The organism is Pseudomonas sp. KCJK9000, from assembly GCF_046230725.1.
GTDB classification, from domain to species: domain Bacteria; phylum Pseudomonadota; class Gammaproteobacteria; order Pseudomonadales; family Pseudomonadaceae; genus Aquipseudomonas; species Aquipseudomonas promysalinigenes.
In genome coordinates, this window is record NZ_JBJJLN010000030.1 from 19,630 (window position 1) to 40,388 (window position 20,759).

Consider the following 20,759-nt stretch of genomic DNA (forward strand, 5'->3'; position numbering starts at 1 on the left):
GGTTCGGCTGCGGTTTACAGTTGCAGCAGGCGGAACAGTGCAATCAGGTTTATCTGCGCCAGGGCTTCCTTGAATTCGGCCTCGGCATCGTTGTGAATGCGCTTTTCGAAAGAGGCGAGGATCTGATGCCGGTTGCTGCCTTTGACCGCCATGATGAACGGGAACTGGAACTTGGCTTTGTAGGCGTCATTGAGTTCGGTGAAACGGGCGAATTCTTCAGGGGTGCATTGGTGGATGCCCGCGCCCGCCTGCTCATTGGTGCTCGACTCGGTCAATTGGCCTTGCACGGCGGCTTTACCGGCCAGGTCCGGGTGAGCGTTGATCAGCGCCAGTTGGTCAGCGTGGTTGGCGCTCAGCAGGATATCGCTCATGCGCTGGTGCAGTACCTCGATCTCGTCCAGCTCACGCAGTTGGCCCAGGTCGTAAGCCTTTTCGGCAACCCACGGCGAGTGCTCGTAGATGTCGGCGAATGCCTTGACGAAGGCATCACGGTCCAGGGTGGAAGGCTTGAGTGTGTTGAAAGCGGTCATCAGGCGTTCTCTTTCTTGTACGGGTGGGTGGCGTGCCAGTGGCGAGCGATGTCCACACGACGGGCGAACCAAACCTGGTCATGGCTTTTGGCGTAATCGACGAAGCGCTTGAGCGCAGCCAGGCGCGCCGGGCGGCCGACCAGGCGGCAGTGCAGGCCGATGGATAACATTTTCGGGGCCTCGGCACCCTCGGCGTAAAGCACGTCGAAAGCGTCCTTGAGGTACTGGTAGAACTGCTCGCCGCAGTTGAAGCCCTGGACCTGGGTGAAGCGCATGTCGTTGGTGTCCAGGGTGTAAGGGATCACCAGGTGCGGTTTGCCGGTAGGGTTGTTCGGCTCCCAGTAGGGCAGGTCGTCGTCATAGGTGTCGCTGTCATACAGAAAACCACCTTCTTCCATCACCAGGCGGCGGGTATTCGGCCCGGTGCGGCCGGTGTACCAGCCCAGTGGGCGCTCGCCCGTGAGTTCGGTGAGAATGCGGATGGCTTCGAGCATGTGCTCGCGCTCCTGCGCTTCGTCCATGTACTGGTAGTCAATCCAGCGGTAGCCGTGGCTGCAGATCTCGTGGCCGGCTTCGACCATGGCGCGGATCACGTCGGGGTGGCGCTGGGCGGCCATGGCCACGGCGAAGATGGTCAGCGGTACGCCGCTGTCCTTGAACAGCTTGAGCAGGCGCCATACCCCAGCGCGGCTGCCATACTCGTACAGCGACTCCATGCTCATGTTGCGCGCGCCCTGCAGCGGCTGGGCGGCGACCATTTCGGAAAGGAAGGCTTCGGACTCTTTGTCGCCGTGCAATATGTTGCGTTCACCGCCTTCTTCATAGTTCAGAACGAAAGACAGCGCGATGCGAGCGTTGCCCGGCCAGTGCGGGTGAGGGGGAGTGTTGCCGTAACCGATCAGGTCGCGAGGATAGTCAGCGCTCACTGCAGTCTTCCTTCTTGTGTGTTGGTGCGGGGTGGGCGAGCCGCGTCGGGATGTCGCACCACCAGATGGGCTGATTGTATACAACTTCTGAAATCATTTGTAAGCCTGTTTTTCCGCATTTCTCCCCTTTTGTCGCTTGAGGCTGGGTTACAAATAGGCCTGCAAGAAACCTGCCTAATTGGTCAATAATTGATCCGAGACGCTGCACGGCGTCTATATCTGGGTCTAGCCGCTGGTTTGCCGGCGGCGCAGCCAAGGGATTCAAAAAATTGTGTACAATCTCACGCTGAAATGTCTTAATGGCGTCATTCCCGCACATCGCAAGCCCTGAATTGGGGCGTCAGCTGTGTATTTTTTGCCCATAGATTGAACAAGAGGCGACAAGCAGATGGGACGTTTGACCACTCACGTACTGGATGCCGCGCATGGCTGCCCAGGCAGCTCGATCAAGGTCGAGCTGTACCGCGTCGAAGGCCAGCAGCTGGAGCTGGTGAATACTGCGTTGACCAATAGCGATGGCCGCGTCGACTCGCCGTTGCTGCAAGGTGATGACTACCGCACAGGGGTATATCAGTTGCAGTTCAGCGCAGGTGATTACTACCGCGCCCGCGGCGTGCAACTGCCGGCCCAGGCGTTTCTGGATGTTGTAGTGCTGCGTTTTGGCATCGACGAGCAGCAAGAGCACTACCACGTGCCATTGCTGATCTCGCCTTACAGCTATTCGACCTATCGTGGAAGCTAGTTGGTCGCTAGAAGAATCTTCGTAGGTCCTTTAGCCCGCTCTCACACTGGCGGGCTTTTTTTCGTCCAGGGATCGGTGCCATCGCGAATTCCCTTTCGCCTGACGTGCAGTGACATATCCGTCTTCATCAATACGCGTTCATCAACGCTCGCACCTAAGCCTCCTCCCAGATTGAAAAGGTACCGACCACCCGCGTTGGTCCTTGCCCTTTGATCCATTCCTGGCTAGCGAGCACAAGGGCTGAAGTGTTGGAAATACTTCCGCTTTCAGTGCGTAGTGCAATCCTGACCTAAACACCTGTGTGATCGCGACTCAAGGAACCTGGCACGCCAGGTGGTTGTTCACGGCGCCATAACCCAGCTGCAGCTGGCAGCTGACCAAATATCAGTCGTTGGGTCGGGTCGCTGTAAATGTGCTGAAAACAACAAAAGGCGCCGAAGCGCCTTTCGCTGATGCAGCTGTGGTCAGAGAAACACAAACTTGGCAATGAAGATCGCGCACAACACCCACAGGCTGGCCGAAATTTCCTTGTACTTGCCGGTCCCCGCTTTCAACGCCACATAGCTGATGAAGCCCAAAGCAATGCCATCGGCGACCGAGAAGGTCAGCGGCATCATGATCACCGTGACGATCGCCGGAATGCTGTCGGTGGCTTCGTCCCAATGGATGTGTGCCATGCTGCCCATCATCAGCATCGCCACATAGATCAGTGCGCCGGCAGTGGCATAGGCGGGAATCATGCCCGCCAGGGGGGCGAAGAACATCGCGGCGATGAACAGGATGCCGACGACCACGGCGGTGAGGCCAGTGCGACCACCTGCCGCGACCCCTGCGGCACTTTCCACATAGCTGGTGACCGGTGGCACACCCACCACAGCACCGAACACGCTTGAAGCACTGTCAGCCTTCAACGCCTTCGACAGGTTCTCGATGCGCCCGTCCGGCGCCACCAGGTTGGCCCGCTGGGCCACGCCCATCAACGTGCCGGCGGTGTCGAACATGTGCACGAACAGAAACGCCAGCACCACGCTGATCATGCTGACGTTGAACACACCGGCTACGTCCATGGCCATCCAGGTGGGTGCAAGGCTTGGTGGCATCGACATCACACCGTTGAACTTGACCAGGCCCAGCCCCCAGCCGGCCAGGGTGACACCGATGATGCTGATCAGGATCGCGCCGAATACACGCTTGTAGCTGAGAATGGCTATAAGCAGGAAGCACACCGCCGCCAGCAGTGGCCCAGGCTCGTGCAGCGACCCCAGCTTGATCAAAGTGGCTGGGCTGTCGACGATGATGCCGGCGGTCTTCAGGCCGATCAGCCCGAGAAACAATCCGACGCCGGCCCCCATGGCATGGCGCAGGCTGACCGGAATGCTGTTGAGCAACCATTCACGCACTTTCGACAAGGTCAGGAACATGAACAGCACACCCGAGACGAACACCGCCCCCAGCGCTGTTTCCCAGTTGTAGCCCATGGTGCCGACCACGGTATAGGTGAAGAAAGCATTGAGCCCCATGCCCGGCGCCAGGCCGACCGGCCAGTTGGCATACAGGCCCATCAGCAGGCAGCCCAGGGCTGCGGCGATGCAGGTGGCCACGAAGGCTGCACCATGGTCGATGCCAGCGTCGGCCATGATGTTTGGGTTGACGAAGATGATATACGCCATGGTGATGAAGGTGGTCACCCCGGCGATCATTTCGGTTTTGACGGTGCTGCCATGTTGCTTGAGTTTGAAAATCCGTTCCAGCCAACTCGTTTCGAGTGGTGGCGCGAGATCCAGCGTAGGTGCTTCGGATTTGCGGCTTTCCACAGCGGTACTCCTCAAGTCTTTCTTGTTGTTGTGGGAGCCGGTCCTGAGCAATGCACTTGGTGGCTCCTCGAGGGAAGGCAGACGTCTGACGCGCTTAGTTGACTTACGGGTCAAGAAGTTGCTCGATGGATTATGCTTTTGTGTACAAAGAATGCAAATAATGTTTTATCTTTTGTGCGCGCAATGCGGCGTATAACGGCTATATGGCTTAAACGCCCCTGCTCAATCGCCTCAGCCTGTGTACAATGGCGTCATACTTTCTCTTCGTGCTTCGAGAGCCCATGAACGAACAGCTGCAACCTCTGAAAAAACCTGCGCGTACTGGCAAGGCCGGCCGCAGTGGTACCCAGGATGACATCGTCTACGCGCACATTTTCGAGGCGATCCTCGAGCAGCGATTGGCGCCGGGCACCAAGTTGAGCGAGGAAGCGCTGGGTGAGATCTTCGGCGTCAGCCGCACCATCATTCGCCGCGCCTTGTCGCGCCTAGCCCATGAAAGTGTCGTACTGTTACGGCCGAACCGCGGCGCGGTGGTGGCCAGCCCAACGGTCGAAGAGGCGCGTCAGGTATTTTTCTCCCGCCGCATGGTGGAGCGCGCCATCACCGAGCTGGCGGTGCAGCATGCTACCGTGGAGCAGCTCAACGAACTGCGCCAGATGGTGCGTGAGGAGCGTGACAGCTTCTCTCGTGGCGACCGTGGAGCCGGTATTCGTCTGTCTGGCGAATTTCACCTGAAACTGGCTGAGGCCGCAGGCAACGCCCCACTGGTCAGCTTTCAGCGCAGCCTGGTTTCGCAAACCTCGCTGATCATCGCCCAGTATGAAAGCGGCACTCGCTCGCATTGCTCCTATGACGAGCACATGCAGTTGATCGACGCCATCGAGGCGCGCGATGCCGAGCAGGCCGTGAGCCTGATGATGCACCACATGGATCATATCGATAGCAAGCTGAACCTGGACGACGAAAGCGCCTCGGACGATCTGCACGCCGTGTTCTCGCACTTGCTCAAAAAGCCCAAGGTTTCCGTCAAGGGTTGATCGTTCGGCCCACGTGATGGCTGTGTGGGAGTGCCCCCACAGCCATCGACGCTTCGCCGCTTATTTCCGAAAAGCCATATTACCCCACCTTACGCAGGTGCCTTAGCGCTGATGCACGCAGCGCCCTGCCGCGTAAGTTTCGCGCACGGTACGGTCGTCGCCCAAAGTAGTCAGCACGAAAAGGGTTTCTTCGATGCTGACAGACTGCTGAATGCGGTAGTCCAGCAGCGGTGTGGCCTTGTAGTCGAGCACCACGAAGTCGGCATCGTTGCCTGGGCGCAGGCTGCCGATGCGGTCATCCAGGCGCAATGCACGGGCGCCGCCAAGGGTTGCCAGGTACAGCGACTTGTAAGGGTGCAGACGCGCGCCTTGCAGTTGCATCACTTTGTAGGCTTCGTTCAGGGTGTTGAGCAGCGAGAAGCTGGTACCGGCGCCAACGTCGGTGCCCAAACCCACGTTGACCTTGAAGCGCTCAGCCTGGGGCAGGTTGAAAAGGCCACTGCCCAGGAACAGGTTGGAAGTGGGGCAGAACGCCACGGCCGAACCGGTTTCGGCCAGGCGTTGGCATTCACTGTCGCACAGGTGCACGCCGTGGGCGAACACCGAGCGCTCGCTGAGCAGCTCGAAGTGGTCATAGACGTCCAGGTAACCCTTCTGCTCCGGGAACAGCTCCTTCACCCAATCGATTTCCTTGAGGTTTTCCGACAGGTGGGTGTGCATGTACAACCCGGGGTGCTCCTTGAGCAATTGGCCGGCCAGGGCCAGTTGCTGCGGTGTGCTGGTTGGAGCGAAGCGCGGGGTCACCGCGTAATGCAGGCGGCCCTTGCCATGCCAGCGTTCGATGAGCTGCTTGCTTTCGGTATAGCTGGACTCGGCAGTGTCGGTGAGGTAGTCCGGGGCGTTGCGGTCCATCATCACTTTGCCGGCGATCATGCGCAGGTCGAGGCGCTCGGCTTCCTCGAACAGGGCGTTGACCGATTGCGGGTGCACGCTGCCGAACACCAGGGCAGTGGTGGTGCCGTTGCGCAGCAACTCCTTGAGGAAAATCTTCGCGACCTTGTCGGCGTGATCCTTGTCGGCGAACTGCTTCTCGCATGGGAAGGTGTAGGTGTTGAGCCAGTCCAGCAGCTGTTCGCCGTAGGAGCCGATCATGCCAGTCTGCGGGAAATGGATGTGGGTATCGATGAAGCCCGGGGTGATCAGTGCGTCCTGGTAATGCATCACTTCGATGTCGGCCGCCAGGCTCGGCAGCAGCTCGCTGGCATGGCCGACAGCGCTGATGCGGCCGTCGTCGATCACCAGCAGGCCGTCCTCGAAGTATTCATGGGAAGCGTCCAGGCCTACCTCGGCCGGGTCGGCGATGCTGTGCAGGATGGCGGCACGGTAGGCTTTGCGGGTAGCGGTCATATCACACTCGTCAAATGGCTTGGCTGCGCCGGGAGGGGGGCAGCAACTGGGCAATGGGGCCGGCATTGGCGGCAGCGTCATGCTGGCCAAAGCAAGCGTTGTAGGTGGCAATGATTTCGCCGGCGATGGACACGGCAATTTCGATCGGCAGTTTGCCCTTGACTTCAGGCAAGCCCATCGGGCAACGCATACGCGCCAGCAGAGCATCGTCATAGCCGCGTTCGCGCAGGCGATGCTCGAATTTGACCCGCTTGGTTTTCGAGCCGATCAAGCCAAACCAGGTGAAATCGTTGCGCTTGAGAATGGCGGCGGTCAGTTCCAGGTCGAGCTGGTGGTTGTGGGTCATGACGATGCAGTAGCTGCCTGGTGGCAGATCTGCAACCTCGTCGACCGGTTCGTCACTGACGATCTTGCTCACCCCGTTGGGGATGAACTCGGGGAATTCCTGCTCACGCGAGTCGATCCAGCGCACTCGGCAGGGCAGCGCGGCGAGCAAGGGTACCAGAGCACGGCCGACATGGCCCGCGCCGAAAACGGCGATCTGCGCTTGCACCGCCGCCATGGGTTCGAACAGCAGCACAGTGGCACCACCGCAGCACTGGCCAAGGCTGGCGCCGAGGCTGAAGCGCTCGAGGTGCGGTGTGCTGCGGTGCTCTTCGAGCATCTGGCGGGCGATGTGCAGCGCCTTGTATTCCAGGTGGCCACCGCCGATGGTGTCATACAGGGCTGTGGCGCTGACGACCATTTTCGAACCTGCGTTGCGCGGGGTCGAGCCGCGTTCCTCGATGATAGTCACCAGCACGCAGGCTTCACCACGGGCCTGATGGTCGGCGAGGGCGTTGATCCAATGGTGCATGATCCATAACCTCTTGAAGGGGCTATCCAGTCCACAGTGGGGGCAGGTTTGCCCGCGAATGCGAGGGAGTCGCACCGCCGTCTTGGCCGGTGCCCCCACTGTGATCCTCGCTGTCAGTGAGTCACGGTTTCCAGTTCTTGCTCGGCGGATGGTTGCTGAGCCACCGCTTTGCGCATCTGCTCACAGCCCCACAACACCCGCTCCGGCGTGGCCGGCGCGTCGATATTGGGTTGCACACGGTAGTCGGCGATGCTTGCCACCGCGTCCTTGAGCGCGCACCAGGCGGCAATGCCGAGCATGAACGGTGGCTCGCCGACGGCTTTGGAGTGGAACACGGTGTCTTCCGGGTTCTTGCGGTTCTCCACCAGCTTCACCCGCAGGTCCAGCGGCATGTCGGCCACAGCCGGAATCTTGTAGCTGGCAGGGCCGTTGGTCATCAGCTTGCCTTTGGCGTTCCACACCAGCTCTTCGGTAGTCAGCCAGCCCATGCCCTGAATGAACCCGCCCTCGACCTGACCAATATCGATGGCCGGGTTCAGCGAATCGCCCACGTCATGCAGGATGTCGGCGCGCAGCATCTTATATTCGCCGGTCAGGGTGTCGACGATCACTTCCACACAGGCAGCGCCGAAGGCGAAGTAGTAGAAGGGGCGGCCGCGTGCCTGGCTGCGGTCGTAGTAGATTTTCGGCGTGCGGTAGAAACCGGTGCTCGACAGCGATACCTGGGCGAAGTACGCCTGTTGCACCAACTGTTCGAAACTGACGATCTGGTCACGCACCCGCACATGGCCGTTGCGAAACTCGACGTCTTCCTCGGTCACCTGATAGTGCCGTGCGGCGAACTCGGTCAGGCGCTGCTTGAGGATCTGTGCGGCGTTCTGGGCAGCCTTGCCGTTCAGGTCGGCACCGCTGGAAGCCGCAGTCGGCGAGGTATTGGGAACCTTGTCGGTATTGGTGGCGGTGATCTGGATACGGCTGAAATCAACTTGGAACACCTGCGCCACTACCTGCGCCACCTTGGTGTTGAGCCCTTGGCCCATCTCGGTGCCGCCATGGTTCAGGTGGATGCTGCCGTCGGTGTAGATGTGAATCAGCGCACCGGCCTGGTTCAGGAACGTGGCAGTGAACGAGATGCCGAACTTGACTGGCGTCAGCGCCAGGCCCTTTTTCAGAACCGGGCTATTCGCGTTGAAGCGGCGGATCGATTCGCGACGCTCAGCGTAGTCGCTGCTGGCTTCGAGCTCGGCCGTCATTTCTTCGAGCATGTTGTGCTCGACCGTCTGGTAGTAGTGGGTGACGTTGCGTTCGGTCTTGCCGTAATAGTTGGCCTTGCGCACCGCCAGCGGGTCGCGGCCCAGATGGCGGGCGATGTGGTCCATCACTTGCTCGATGGCGACCATACCCTGAGGGCCGCCAAAGCCACGGTAGGCGGTATTGGAGGCGGTGTTGGTCTTGCAGCGGTGGCCGTGCACGGTCGCATCGCCCAGGTAGTAGGCGTTGTCGGAGTGGAACATGGCACGGTCGACGATCGAGCCGGACAGGTCTGGCGAGTAGCCGCAGTTGCCGGCCAGGTCTAGATTGATGCCATGCAGGCGGCCGTCGTCGTCGAAGCCGACGTCGTACTCCACGTAGAATGGGTGGCGCTTGCCGGTCATGGTCATGTCTTCGACCCTTGGCAGGCGCATCTTGGTTGGCTGGCCGGTCAGGCGCGCAATCACCGCGCACAGGCAGGCCGGGCTTGCTGCCTGGGTTTCCTTGCCGCCAAATCCGCCACCCATGCGGCGCATGTCCAGCACCACTTTGTTCATGGGGACGTCGAGCACTTCGGCGACCAGCTTCTGCACTTCCGTTGGGTTCTGCGTGGAGCAGTAGACGATCATGCCGCCGTCCTCGGTAGGCATCACCGAGGAGATCTGAGTTTCCAGGTAGAAGTGCTCTTGGCCGCCGATGTGCAGCGTGCCTTGCAGGCGGTGCGGGGCGCTCGCCAGGGCTGCGGCAGCATCGCCGCGCTGGTGAGTGTGGCTGTCGAGCACGAAATGCTTCTTGCGCAGCGCCTCGACCACGTCCAGTACCGGCTCCAGGTCTTCGTACTCGACAATGGCGGCCATAGCGGCACGCCGTGCAGTGTCCAGGTCACGGGCCGCCACGGCCAGCACCGGCTGGCCGAAGAACTCGACTTTATCGATGGCCAGCAGCGGGTCGCCAGCGACCACCGGGCCGATGTCCTTGAGGCCCGGAATATCCTCATGGGTAATGGCGATTCGCACGCCCTCGAAGGCATAGCACGGGCTGGTATCGATGCGCAGGATACGCGCATGGGCGCGGTCAGCGGTGCGAGCGTATACGTGCAACTGGTTCGGGAATTCCAGGCGGTCATCGATGTAAATCGCTTCGCCAGACACATGCTTGTCGGCACTGTCGTGCTTGATGCTGCGCCCGACCCCGCTGGTCAGGTCCTGGCGGAACAGTTCGGCCATCTCGGCCTGGCTCTTGGCAACGTGATGGTTAGACATAATCGGTCACCCGTGTTTCGATGTAAGGCGTTTGCTGTTCGATGAAATATTTGCGCAGCAGGTTTTGCGCGGTGAGCAGGCGGTATTCCTTGCTGGCGCGGAAGTCGCTGAGCGGGGTGAAGTCTTCGGCCAGAGCCATGCAGGCGCGCTCGATGCTGGCCTGGTTCCAGGGCTTACCGCGCAAGGCTGCTTCGCAAGCGCGGGCGCGTTTGGGGATGGCCGCCATGCCGCCGAAGGCGATGCGCACGCCGCTGACTACGCCATCTTCGATGCTCAAATTGAAGGCTGCGCAGACTGCGGAGATGTCGTCGTCCAGGCGTTTGGACACTTTGTAGGCGCGAAAGGCCCAGTCTTTGCTGGCGCGTGGCACGATGATCTTCTCGATGAACTCACTGTCCTGGCGGGCAGTGATGCGGTAGTCGATAAAATAATCTTCCAGCGGCATGACCCGCTGACGTTCGCCCTGGCGCAAGACGACCTGCGCATCCAGGGCAATCAGCAGGGGAGGCGAATCGCCAATCGGCGAGGCGTTACCGATGTTGCCACCCAGGGTGCCCTGGTTGCGGATCTGCAGCGAAGCGAAGCGGTGCAGCAGGTCGCCGAAGTCCGGGTACTCCTCGTTGAGTGCACCGTAGCAATCGGTAAGCGCGGTGGCGGCGCCGATTTCCAGGTGGGTGGCGGTCTTGTCGATACGTTTGAGCTCAGCGACATGGCCAACATAGATCATCACCGGCAGGGCCTTGTGGAACTGGGTGACTTCCAGTGCCAGATCGGTACCTCCTGCCAGCAGACGCGCTTCGGGGTGCGAGCTGTATAGATCGGCCAGATCGGCAACGGTCAGCGGCACCAGGCAGCGCTTGTCGCCGGTATTGAGTTCGCCGGTCTGAGTTGGCGCGATGGCTTTCAAGCGGGCTATGGTCTGCGCTTGCTGGGCATCGAACTGGTCGCGGCATGGCTGGCGGCAGCTCTGCTCGGCCGCGTCGAGGATCGGCCGGTAGCCGGTACAGCGGCACAGGTTGCCGGCAAGGGCTTCCTGAGCTTGCTGCAGGTCGGCGCCCTGGCTGTTCTTCTGCAGGGCGAACAACGACATGACGAAGCCAGGCGTGCAAAAGCCGCACTGCGAGCCGTGGCAGTCGGCCATGGCCTGCTGCACACTGTGCAACTGGCCGTTGTGCTTGAGGTCTTCGACGCTGATCAATTGCTTGCCGTGCAGGGAAGAAACGAACGTCAGGCATGAATTGAGGCTGCGGTAGCGCAGGCTGTCCTCGCCAGCTTCGTTCTGCACGAGCTCGCCCACCACTACGGTGCAGGCGCCACAGTCGCCACTGGCGCAGCCTTCTTTGGTGCCGGGTTTGCCCAGGTGCTCGCGCAGGTATTGCAGCACCGTCATGTTAGGGTCCAGGGCATGCTCGCTGCGCAGCACCTGATTGACGAGAAACTGGATCACGGGGATGGCCTCGCAATGGTTTTATTGTTGTTGAGCGGACAATAAGCAGACCTGTCGCGATGGTCAATAATTTTCTGACTCAAAGGTCAGGAAATTGTGCGTGTCGACGCTCAGCCGTACATCGGTGCCTTGTACAAGCATAGATCGCGCCGCCTTGCTTGTCTGACCGGTCAAATAAAGGCCAATGCCCCTCTGCGCGAGTGCCAGGCAAGTGCGCTACAATCGCTTCCTTGTGCCCAGTTCAATGATTTTGAAGGAAAACCATGACGTTCAAGGCGCCGGACAGCCTCTCCGAGCAAATTGCCGACTACCTGGCCGAACGCATCATCCGCGGTGAGCTTGCGCCCGGTGAGCGTATCCAGGAGCAGAAGGTCACGCAGGCCTTGAGTGTCAGCCGCGGTTCGGTGCGCGAGGCGTTGTTGATCCTCGAACGTCGGCATTTGGTGGCAATCCTGCCGCGACGTGGCGCCCATGTCACCGAACTGGACGAACGTGGCGTACGCAGCCTGTGCACCCTGATGGGCGAGTTCTACATTTTGCTGGGTAACGCGGTAGCACAAAAATGGCGCACCGAAGCCGACCTGCGACCGTTTCTGGACATTCAGCAGCGCCTGCGTCTGGCCAGTGAACGGCAGGATATCAAGGCGTTCGTCGCCGAAAGTTTCGCAGTGATGCGCGCAGCCTACCCTTTCGCCGATAACCCCTACCTGCAGGAGACCGTTGAAAACCTGCAGCCGGCCATGAGCCGCGCCTACTACCTGGCCCTGGATCAGCGCCAGGCCAACATGGATGACTACCTCGACTTGTTCGCCCGCCTGCTCGAAGCCGTGGTCGCCCGTGACCTGCCGCATATCCGCGAGGTGCTCACCGCTTATGGCCAGCGCAGTTGCGAGCTGGTGCTGGCGGCGCTGGCGCGAGGCTGACCGATGCGCCTGAAGTGCATTCGCCTGGCCGGGTTCAAGTCGTTCGTCGACCCCACCACGGTCAACTTCCCCAGCAACATGGCGGCGGTGGTTGGCCCTAACGGTTGCGGCAAGTCCAACATCATCGATGCGGTGCGCTGGGTGATGGGCGAAAGTTCGGCGAAGAACCTGCGCGGCGAGTCGATGACCGACGTGATCTTCAACGGCTCCACCAGCCGCAAGCCGGTGAGCCAGGCCAGTATCGAGCTGGTGTTCGACAACAGCGAGACCACCCTGCTGGGCGAATACGCGGCGTACGCCGAAATTTCCATCCGCCGCAAGGTCACCCGAGACGGGCAGAACAGCTATTACCTAAACGGCACCAAGTGTCGCCGCCGCGATATCACGGACATCTTCCTCGGCACCGGCCTGGGCCCGCGCAGCTATTCGATCATCGAGCAGGGCATGATCTCCAAGCTCATCGAGGCCAAGCCAGAAGAGCTGCGCAATTTCATCGAAGAGGCGGCGGGTATCTCCAAATACAAGGAGCGCCGCCGCGAAACCGAAAGCCGGATTCGCCGGACTCAGGAGAACCTTGCACGCTTGACCGACCTGCGCGAAGAGCTGGAGCGCCAGCTCGAGCGCTTGCAGCGCCAGGCCCAGGCTGCGGAGAAGTACCGTGAATACAAGGCTCACGAACGCCAGCTCAAGGCCCGCCTGGCAGCGTTGCGCTGGCGCGACCTGGATGAGCGTGTGCGCCAGCGCGAGGCGGTGATCGGTGACCAGGATATCGCCCACGAGGCGCTGGTGGCGGAGCAGCGTAACGCCGATGCCAGTATCGAACGCCTGCGCGACGGGCACCACGAGCTCTCCGAGCGATTCAACCAAGTGCAAGGCCGCTTTTACTCAGTGGCTGGTGACATTGCTCGGGTGGAGCAGAGCATCCAGCATGGCCAGCAGCGCCTGCGCCAGTTGCAGGACGATTTGAAGGAGGCCGAGCGTAGCCGTCAGGAGACCGAATCTCACCTGGGGCATGACCGCACCCTGTTGGCCACACTCGGTGAAGAGCTGGCGATGCTCGAGCCGGAGCAGGAGCTGACCCTGGCTGGCGCCGAAGAAGCTGCCGCTAGCCTTGAAGAAGCCGAGCTGGGTATGCATGGCTGGCAAGAGCAGTGGGACAGTTTCAACACTCGCTCCGCTGAACCACGGCGCCAAGCCGAGGTGCAGCAGGCCCGGCTGCAGCAGCTAGAAGCCAGCCTGGAGCGCCTGGCCGAGCGTCAGCGCAAGCTGGCCGAGGAGCGTGAGCAACTGGGCGTGGACCCGCAGGATACCGGCATGCTGGAGTTGGCAGAGCAACTGGCCGCCAGCGAGATGCTGCTTGAGCAGTTGCAGGTGTCGGAGCAACAAGTGGTCGAGCGCCTGGAGCACGTGCGCGAGCAATTGCAGCAGGCGATTCATGCCCAGCAGCAGCAACAAGGCGACTTGCAGCGTCTGGGCGGCCGCCTGGCCTCGCTCGAGGCGCTGCAGCAGGCTGCTCTGGAGCCTGGGGGCGGTACTGCCCAATGGCTTCAGGACCATGGGCTGGACCTGCGTCCGCGCCTGGCTGAGGGCCTGCGCGTTGAGCCGGGCTGGGAGCTGGCCGTGGAAACCGTGCTGGACGCCGATTTGCAAGCCGTGCTCCTGGACGATTTTGCTGGCTTGAACTTCAGCGCCCTGGAGCAGGGTGAGCTGCGCCTGCTGCTGGCAGCCGAAGGTGGTGAGCGTCAGCCCGGCAGCCTGCTCGACAAGGTCGAAGGGCGCACCGACCTGGCGCCGTGGCTAGGCCATGTGCAACCAGTACAAGACCTTGCCGAGGCGTTGGCCAAGCGCGCCGCGTTGAGCGTCGGGCAAAGCCTGGTGAGCCGCGATGGCTACTGGGTGGGGCGGCATTTTCTGCGCGTCAGCCGCGGTGCCGAGTCTCAAGGGGGTGTGCTGGCCCGTGCCCAGGAAATCGAACGGTTGGGTGAGGAGCAACAGGCACTTGAGGCGGCGCTGGAACAGCTGGAGCACCAGGCGCAGATCACCCGCGAGCAACAGCTTGAACTGGAAGAGCAGCGCGAGCAATTGCGCCGCCGTAGCCAGGAAGAAAACCGCCAGCACGGCGAGCTCAAGGCCAGCCTGTCCGCTGAGCGCGCTCGCGCCGAGCAGCTCGAGCTGCGGCGGCGTCGCCTGCAGGAAGAACTGGCCGAGCTTCAGGAGCAACGGGCGCTTGAGCACGAGCAACGTGGCGAAGCGCGCCTGCTGCTGCAGGAGGCGCTGGACCTTATGGCCCAGGACACCGAGCAGCGCGAGCAACTGATGGCGCGCCGCGACACGCTGCGTGAAGGCCTCGACCGCATTCGCCAGCAAGCCCGGCAGCACAAGGACCACGCCCATCAGTTGGCCGTGCGCCTTGGCTCGCTGCGCGCCCAGCATGACTCCACTCGCCAGGCATTGGAGCGCCTGGAGCAGCAGGCCGCACGGCTGAGCGAGCGCCAGGAGCAACTGAACCTGAACCTCGAAGAAGGTGAAGCACCGCTTGAAGAGCTGCGCCTTAAGCTTGAGGAACTGCTGGAGCGGCGTATGAGCGTCGACGAGGAAATGCGTCAGGCGCGGCTGCACATGGACGAAGCGGATCGCGCATTGCGTGATGCCGAAAAGCGCCGCACCCAGGCCGAACAGCAAGCCCAACTGCTGCGTGGCCAGCTGGAGCAGATGCGCCTGGAAAACCAGGGCCTGGATATACGTCGGCGCACCTTGCAGGAGCAATTGTTGGCTGATGGCTACGATTTGCAAGGCGTGCTGGCCACGCTCGAGGCCGACGTCAGCGAGCAGGGCACCGAGCTTGAGCTGGAGCAGGTCGAAGGCCGTATCCAGCGCCTGGGCGCGATCAACTTGGCGGCCATCGAGGAATACGAGCAGCAGTCCGAGCGCAAGCGTTACCTGGACGCCCAGGATGCCGACCTGGTCGAGGCCCTTGATACCTTGGAAAACGTCATTCGCAAGATAGACAAGGAAACCCGCAACCGCTTCAAGGATACCTTTGATCAGATAAATGCAGGATTACAGGCACTTTTTCCAAAAGTTTTCGGTGGTGGCAGCGCTTATCTGGAACTGACGGGCGAAGATCTACTCGATACAGGGGTGACGATCATGGCGCGTCCGCCGGGCAAGAAGAACAGCACCATTCATCTTCTGTCCGGCGGCGAGAAGGCACTGACCGCTTTGGCGCTGGTGTTTGCCATCTTCAAGTTGAACCCAGCACCGTTCTGCATGCTCGACGAGGTCGATGCGCCACTGGACGATGCCAACGTCGGGCGGTACGCCCGGCTGGTCAAGGAAATGAGTGAAAGCGTGCAGTTCATCTACATCACCCATAACAAGATCGCCATGGAGATGGCGGATCAACTGATGGGGGTGACCATGCATGAGCCGGGCTGTTCACGTCTTGTTGCAGTTGATGTAGAGGAGGCCCTGGCCATGGTGGACGCCTGATGGACGAAGATCGGGATGAAAAGCGTAGGCAAATGTCCCCTGACATGTGCGACAGACGGTGTAAAGTTGTCTTTGGTCGTGCTAGCTTAATGTCACTCGTTTTTTGCGTGGGTAAAACGCCTGTCAGAACATAGAGTTGGCGCCACGTGTTAAAGGGCTTTTGAACCCTTTGTTTTCAAGCATATTTTTATAGAGGCACGGGATTACATGGAAATCGGTCTGCGCGAGTGGCTGATCGTCATCGGCGTCATTGTCATCGCCGGTATTCTTTTCGACGGCTGGCGCCGTATGCGCGGCGGAAAAGGCAAGCTGAAATTCCGTCTGGATCGCAGTTATTCCAACCTGCCGGACGAGGAGGGCAGTGCGGAAGTGCTCGGCCCGTCGCGGGTACTGGAAACCCAGAAGGAGCCAGAACTGGACGAGGCCGACCTGCCGTCGCTCAGTGCCCCGGCCCGGGAGCGCGACCGCGACCGCGAGCCGAAACCGGCCAAGGCCAGCAAGCGCAACAAGCGTGCAGCCCAAGAGCAGGGCGACCTCGACTTGGTCGCTGAACCGCGCGAGCCTGACCTGTTCGCCGATGCCGACGAAGCGTTCACCGCTGACAACAGCCGCAACAATGGCTTTGCCGCCGCTGGCAACTCGGCCAAGGAATTGCCGCCGGTCGAGGAAGTATTGGTGATCAGCGTCATTTCCCGCGACGAAGGTGGTTTCAAGGGGCCGGCTCTGCTGCAGAACATTCTTGAAAGCGGCCTGCGTTTTGGTGAAATGGATATCTTCCACCGCCACGAGAGCATGGCCGGTCACGGCGAAGTGCTGTTCTCCATGGCCAACGCAGTTAAGCCGGGTATCTTCGATCTTGACGATATCGACCACTTCAGCACCCGTGCAGTGAGCTTCTTCCTGGGTCTGCCAGGCCCACGTCATCCGAAGCAGGCCTTCGATGTGATGGTGGCGGCGGCGCGCAAGCTGGCCCACGAGCTCAATGGTGAACTGAAGGACGACCAGCGCAGCGTGCTGACGGCGCAAACCATCGAGCATTATCGCCAGCGCATCGTCGAGTTCGAGCGCCGCGCGCTGACCCAAAAACGCTGATGTAGACCAGTGGGTGGCCTGGCCTTGGTCTTACCCACCCTGTTTCAAGCGCAAGAGCAGCCCAGGGCTGCTCTTTTGCTTTGCAAGAGAACCTGAAAAATGACCGCCGAAAACCGAATCCACGCTTTGCGCGCCGAGCTCGATCAGCACAACTACCGCTACTACGTGCTGGACGAGCCCAGCGTGCCCGATGCTGAATACGACCGCCTGTTCAATGAGCTCAAGGCCCTGGAAGCCGAACACCCGCACCTGATTACCCCCGACTCGCCCACCCAGCGGGTCGGTGGCGCGGCGCTGGCGGCGTTCGCCCAGGTGCGTCACGAAATACCGATGCTCAGCTTGGGCAACGCCTTCGAGGAGGCGGACCTGCGTGAATTTGGCCGTCGCGTGGTCGATGGGCTCGATCAGCCTGGCACGGTGGATTTCAGTTGCGAGCCTAAGCTCGATGGCCTGGCCGTGAGCCTATTGTATCGGGATGGCTTGTTGGTGCAGGGTGCAACCCGTGGCGACGGCACCACCGGAGAAGATATCAGCGCCAACGTACGTACCGTGCGCAACATTCCGCTCAAGCTGCAGGGCGAAGGGTGGCCTGCGGTGCTGGAGGTGCGTGGCGAGGTCTACATGAGCAAGGCTGGCTTCGACCGGCTCAACGCGGCCCAAGCCGAGGCAGGCGGCAAGACATTTGCCAACCCGCGCAACGCCGCAGCCGGCAGCCTGCGCCAGCTGGATTCGAAAATCACCGCCAGTCGCCCGCTGGAGTTCTGCTGCTATGGCGTCGGGCAGGTTTCCGGGAGCATTGGCCAAAGCCATATCGGCATCCTCGAACAGCTCAAGCAGTGGGGCCTGCCGATCAGTCGCGAGCTCAAGCATGCAGCAGGGATCGAAGAATGCCTGGCCTACTACCGTGACATTGGCGAGCGGCGCAATAGCCTGCCCTACGAGATCGACGGTGTGGTGTTCAAGGTCAACAGCCTGGCTGCCCAACGCGAGCTGGGCTTTCGCGCCCGTGAGCCGCGCTGGGCCATCGCCCACAAGTTCCCAGCCATGGAAGAGCTCACTGAAGTGCTGGACGTGGAGTTCCAGGTCGGGCGCACCGGGGCCGTCACGCCTGTGGCGCGTCTGAAGCCCGTCAAGGTCGCCGGCGTGACTGTGTCAAATGCCACGCTGCACAACATGGACGAAATCGCCCGGCTGGGGCTGCGCATCGGCGACACGGTGATCATCCGCCGCGCCGGCGATGTGATCCCGCAGGTCATGCAGGTCGTGCTCGAGCGCCGTCCAGACGATGCCCGCCCGGTAGAGGTGCCCAGCGCATGCCCAGTCTGTGGCTCGCAGGTCGAGCGCACCCAGCTGATCAAGCGCAGCAAGGGTAAGGAAACCACCAGCGAAGGGGCGGTATACCGCTGCGTTGGCCGCCTGGCCTGCGCTGCCCAACTCAAGCAGGCGATCATTCACTACGTATCGCGCCGGGCCATGGACATCGATGGCCTGGGTGAAAAGAGCGTCGAGCAGTTGGTGGATGAAGGCCTGATTAGCTCGCCCGCCGACCTGTACAAGCTCAAGTTCGAACAGATCGTCGGCCTGGAGGGCTTCGCCGAAGTCTCCAGCAACAAGCTGCTGGACGCTATCGAAGCCAGCAAGCGCCCGAGCCTGGCCCGCTTCATCTACGCCCTGGGCATTCCTGATGTGGGTGAAGAAACCGCCAAAGTACTTGCCCGCTCGCTAGGTAGCCTGGCCCGTGTGCAGCAGGCACTGCCCCAGGTGCTGACCTATTTGCCGGACATCGGCCTGGAAGTGGCCTACGAGATTCACAACTTCTTCGAGGACGAGCACAACCGCAAGGTCATCGAGCAATTGCTGGCCAGCGGCATGCAGTTGCAGGATGAAGGGGAGTTGGCAGCCGAGTTTGCGGCAAGCACCACGCTGGCTGGGTTGATCGCCAAACTTGACATACCTTCGGTGGGCCCTACTGGCGCGCAGAAGCTGGTGGACAAGCTTGGCAGCCTGGACAAGATCATTGCTGCCGATGGTATCGACCTGCGCCAGGCCCTGGCGGCGAAACAGGCCGAAGCCGTGCGCGAGTTCTTCAAGGACCAGGCCAATCAGCAACTGGCCCGTGATATCGAGGCGCAACTGCTGGCCTTTGGCATGCACTGGAACAGCGAGAGGAAAGTTGCCGAAGGCCTGCCGCTGGCCGGCCAGGCGTGGGTGCTGACAGGCTCTCTGGAGCGCTTTAGCCGCGATATCGCCAAAGAAAAGCTTGAGAGCCTGGGCGCGAAGGTCGCCGGCTCGGTTTCTGGCAAAACCCACTGCGTGGTAGCAGGGCCTGGTGCTGGTTCAAAGCTGGCAAAGGCCAGTGAGCTTGGGGTGAAGGTGTTGGATGAAGAGGCGTTTGTTGCCTTTCTGGCCGAGCAGGGCATTACCGTCTGATCGGTGGAATGTTGTCGAGGGCTGCGTTGCAGGCCTCGATGTGCCGTGGGCGGGACAAGTCATTGAGAAATGATGAGTTTTTCTTATCTTAATGGTTGTATCTTCGCCTCAGAGCGGTACAATGGCGCGGCTCGCTGCTCAGCGAGCCGCGTAGTGGTGGCCCCATCGGTCCCCCCGCATTGATTACCCGTTAACCTGGTCAGGCCCGGAAGGGAGCAGCCATAGCGGGAACATCGAGTGCCGGGGTGTGGCTGGTGGGGCCGCCTCCATTTCCGGGGTCTGAAAATATAGTTGCTCCAGCATGGTCTGCGGGTGATGCAGATTGCCGTGGGGCAGGTGGGTGCTCGGCATAACATTTTTGGTGCCTGTGAGATCGAGCGCCGCCCGCGCGGCGCATCGCGAGCTGCGCTCGCTCCTACGTTTGTTTCGGGCCAGTAACGCCTGTGGCAGACGCACGCGACCGCCTGGTTCATACGACGCTATCTCGCGCCATGCACCAAGGCGTCCGCGCGCAAATCCCACAGGCATAATTGGCCCGAAACAAACGTAGGAGCGAGCGCAGCTCGCGATGCGCCGCGCGGGCGGCGCGCGATCTCACAGGCGCTTCGTACGCCAGGCAGGCCAAGGCCTGCGTTCCAGCTTGATAGGCAGGCTGGCAGAGAATTGCTTTCTACTCCAGTTCAGGCTGGGCTGCCAAAGCCTTTCCCGAATAAGCAGCCGCCCCGTAGCGCTGGATAATCCGCTCGATATCCCCCGACTGCTTCATCCGCACCAAGGCCCGCAGTATTCCCTGAGTCGGTATCGCCGGATCATTTCTAACCAGGCATCCCAACGCCTGCTCCTCCACCACCGCCTGCGCTTGCAGCCGCTGAGCGGGCGGTAAGTGCTGGTTGAACCACTGCAGCGCCAATTGATTGCTGACCGCATGCCGGTATCGCCCAGCCTGCAGCTTTTGCAGCGCCAGTTGCTGGCTACGGCTGTCCTCGCGCTGCAACTGGCCTTGAGCAAACAGCGGCTCGAGGGTGCCGTAGGTGTACCCCAGCACCGTACCGATCGCCTGGGGTTGCAATTGCTCGGGGCGAGTCGAATCGCTGTCGCCCGGGCGCCCGACCAGCACATCGCGCTGCTCGATCAATGGGATGCTCCACACGAAATTCCCCGGCCGATCATTGAACCATTGAGTGCTGACGTAACAGCGCACGTCGATATCACCCGCGTCCATGGCCTGCTGCATGCGTAGGCGCGCCAATACGTGGTATTCCGGTCGCACACCAGCTTCTTGTGCCAGCGCCTGAACAAGATCGAACACCAGGCCCTCCACAGGTTGATCGCCTTCGATACGTACCAGCGGCATGCTCCAGCTTTCGGCCACCGAAAAACGTACCACCGGTTGCTCTGCCAGGCTGTAGGTGGCCCAGAGCAATAACAGGGCCAGCAGTCGTTGCAATGCACATCCTCCTTGAACAACGTACCTGTCGCTTAGCTTAGACGAGCCGTGCAGGGTGCAATTTTGCCCCCGCTCCGCTAGCATTAGCGATCTTCCGCTCGTT

General features: G+C 61.2%; 14 protein-coding genes and 1 other RNA gene. 7 read left to right on the forward strand and 8 right to left on the reverse strand.

Annotated features, from left to right (window positions below; all coding sequences use genetic code 11):
• Positions 1 to 14: 14 nt before the first annotated feature.
• Both uraD and puuE read right to left on the reverse strand, forming a co-directional pair.
• Positions 15 to 530 carry a 2-oxo-4-hydroxy-4-carboxy-5-ureidoimidazoline decarboxylase gene (gene uraD / locus ACK59H_RS14585; protein ID WP_060476854.1) on the reverse strand — a complete coding sequence of 172 codons (516 nt, stop codon included), beginning with the start codon at positions 528 to 530 and terminating at the stop codon, positions 15 to 17.
• Positions 530 to 1,456 carry an allantoinase PuuE gene (gene puuE, locus ACK59H_RS14590; protein ID WP_060476853.1) on the reverse strand — a complete coding sequence of 309 codons (927 nt, stop codon included), beginning with the start codon at positions 1,454 to 1,456 and terminating at the stop codon, positions 530 to 532. Before puuE ends, uraD begins: the two co-directional genes overlap by 1 nt.
• A 388-nt stretch (positions 1,457 to 1,844) precedes the next feature.
• Between puuE and uraH the strand changes: the two genes are divergently transcribed.
• A complete protein-coding gene (gene uraH, locus ACK59H_RS14595) occupies positions 1,845 to 2,198 on the forward strand; it encodes a hydroxyisourate hydrolase (protein WP_060476852.1) in 354 nt (117 codons plus the stop codon).
• 464 nt (positions 2,199 to 2,662) lie between these two features.
• On the opposite strand, the gene ACK59H_RS14600 is transcribed toward uraH, so the two are convergent.
• Positions 2,663 to 4,012: an NCS2 family permease gene (locus tag ACK59H_RS14600; protein ID WP_186478466.1), complete on the reverse strand. Its 1,350-nt coding sequence runs from the start codon at positions 4,010 to 4,012 to the stop codon at positions 2,663 to 2,665.
• 281 nt (positions 4,013 to 4,293) lie between these two features.
• Between ACK59H_RS14600 and ACK59H_RS14605 the strand changes: the two genes are divergently transcribed.
• The gene (locus tag ACK59H_RS14605; protein WP_060476850.1) at positions 4,294 to 5,049 is read left to right on the forward strand and encodes a GntR family transcriptional regulator; all 756 of its coding nucleotides are present in this window, start codon (positions 4,294 to 4,296) and stop codon (positions 5,047 to 5,049) included.
• Positions 5,050 to 5,151: 102 nt separating this feature from the next.
• Here ACK59H_RS14605 and guaD read toward each other — a convergent pair whose 3' ends face one another.
• From guaD to xdhA, 4 genes are all read right to left on the reverse strand, one after another.
• Positions 5,152 to 6,456, reverse strand: a complete 1,305-nt coding sequence (gene guaD / locus ACK59H_RS14610; protein WP_060476849.1) for a guanine deaminase — start codon at positions 6,454 to 6,456, stop codon at positions 5,152 to 5,154.
• A 10-nt stretch (positions 6,457 to 6,466) separates the two neighbouring features.
• Positions 6,467 to 7,312 carry a xanthine dehydrogenase accessory protein XdhC gene (gene xdhC, locus ACK59H_RS14615; protein WP_060476848.1) on the reverse strand — a complete coding sequence of 282 codons (846 nt, stop codon included), beginning with the start codon at positions 7,310 to 7,312 and terminating at the stop codon, positions 6,467 to 6,469.
• A gap of 113 nt (positions 7,313 to 7,425) precedes the next feature.
• Positions 7,426 to 9,825: a xanthine dehydrogenase molybdopterin binding subunit gene (xdhB, locus tag ACK59H_RS14620; RefSeq protein ID WP_060476847.1), complete on the reverse strand. Its 2,400-nt coding sequence runs from the start codon at positions 9,823 to 9,825 to the stop codon at positions 7,426 to 7,428.
• On the reverse strand, positions 9,818 to 11,272 hold the full coding sequence (xdhA, locus tag ACK59H_RS14625) for a xanthine dehydrogenase small subunit (protein ID WP_060476846.1): 1,455 nt from the start codon (positions 11,270 to 11,272) through the stop codon (positions 9,818 to 9,820). The genes xdhB and xdhA overlap by 8 nt, the downstream gene beginning before the upstream one ends.
• Positions 11,273 to 11,535: 263 nt before the next feature.
• Here xdhA and ACK59H_RS14630 point away from each other — a divergent pair, with 263 nt between their 5' ends.
• The 5 genes from ACK59H_RS14630 to ffs all read left to right on the forward strand — a co-directional run bounded on the left by ACK59H_RS14630 (position 11,536) and on the right by ffs (position 19,469).
• The gene (locus ACK59H_RS14630; protein ID WP_060476845.1) at positions 11,536 to 12,195 is read left to right on the forward strand and encodes a GntR family transcriptional regulator; all 660 of its coding nucleotides are present in this window, start codon (positions 11,536 to 11,538) and stop codon (positions 12,193 to 12,195) included.
• A 3-nt stretch (positions 12,196 to 12,198) separates the two neighbouring features.
• Positions 12,199 to 15,687, forward strand: coding sequence for a chromosome segregation protein SMC (smc, locus tag ACK59H_RS14635; protein ID WP_060476844.1), 3,489 nt, complete (start codon positions 12,199 to 12,201; stop codon positions 15,685 to 15,687).
• Between the two features lie 207 nt (positions 15,688 to 15,894).
• Positions 15,895 to 16,779, forward strand: coding sequence for a cell division protein ZipA (zipA, locus tag ACK59H_RS14640; protein ID WP_409264583.1), 885 nt, complete (start codon positions 15,895 to 15,897; stop codon positions 16,777 to 16,779).
• 99 nt (positions 16,780 to 16,878) lie between these two features.
• On the forward strand, positions 16,879 to 19,209 hold the full coding sequence (ligA, locus tag ACK59H_RS14645) for an NAD-dependent DNA ligase LigA (protein WP_060476842.1): 2,331 nt from the start codon (positions 16,879 to 16,881) through the stop codon (positions 19,207 to 19,209).
• Between the two features lie 163 nt (positions 19,210 to 19,372).
• An RNA gene (gene ffs / locus ACK59H_RS14650) (signal recognition particle sRNA small type) lies at positions 19,373 to 19,469 on the forward strand.
• Positions 19,470 to 19,879: 410 nt separating this feature from the next.
• Here ffs and ACK59H_RS14655 read toward each other — a convergent pair.
• Positions 19,880 to 20,656 carry an ABC transporter substrate-binding protein gene (locus ACK59H_RS14655; protein WP_060479547.1) on the reverse strand — a complete coding sequence of 259 codons (777 nt, stop codon included), beginning with the start codon at positions 20,654 to 20,656 and terminating at the stop codon, positions 19,880 to 19,882.
• Between the last annotated feature and the right edge of the window lie 103 nt (positions 20,657 to 20,759).

Coding starts and splice junctions, on each gene's coding strand:
- uraD (WP_060476854.1), bottom strand. CDS start 530: ATGACCGCTTTCAACACACTCAAGCCTTCCACCCTGGACCGTGATGCC.
- uraH (WP_060476852.1), top strand. CDS start 1,845: ATGGGACGTTTGACCACTCACGTACTGGATGCCGCGCATGGCTGCCCA.
- ACK59H_RS14605 (WP_060476850.1), top strand. CDS start 4,294: ATGAACGAACAGCTGCAACCTCTGAAAAAACCTGCGCGTACTGGCAAG.
- guaD (WP_060476849.1), bottom strand. CDS start 6,456: ATGACCGCTACCCGCAAAGCCTACCGTGCCGCCATCCTGCACAGCATC.
- xdhC (WP_060476848.1), bottom strand. CDS start 7,312: ATGCACCATTGGATCAACGCCCTCGCCGACCATCAGGCCCGTGGTGAA.
- xdhB (WP_060476847.1), bottom strand. CDS start 9,825: ATGTCTAACCATCACGTTGCCAAGAGCCAGGCCGAGATGGCCGAACTG.
- ACK59H_RS14630 (WP_060476845.1), top strand. CDS start 11,536: ATGACGTTCAAGGCGCCGGACAGCCTCTCCGAGCAAATTGCCGACTAC.
- smc (WP_060476844.1), top strand. CDS start 12,199: ATGCGCCTGAAGTGCATTCGCCTGGCCGGGTTCAAGTCGTTCGTCGAC.
- zipA (WP_409264583.1), top strand. CDS start 15,895: ATGGAAATCGGTCTGCGCGAGTGGCTGATCGTCATCGGCGTCATTGTC.
- ligA (WP_060476842.1), top strand. CDS start 16,879: ATGACCGCCGAAAACCGAATCCACGCTTTGCGCGCCGAGCTCGATCAG.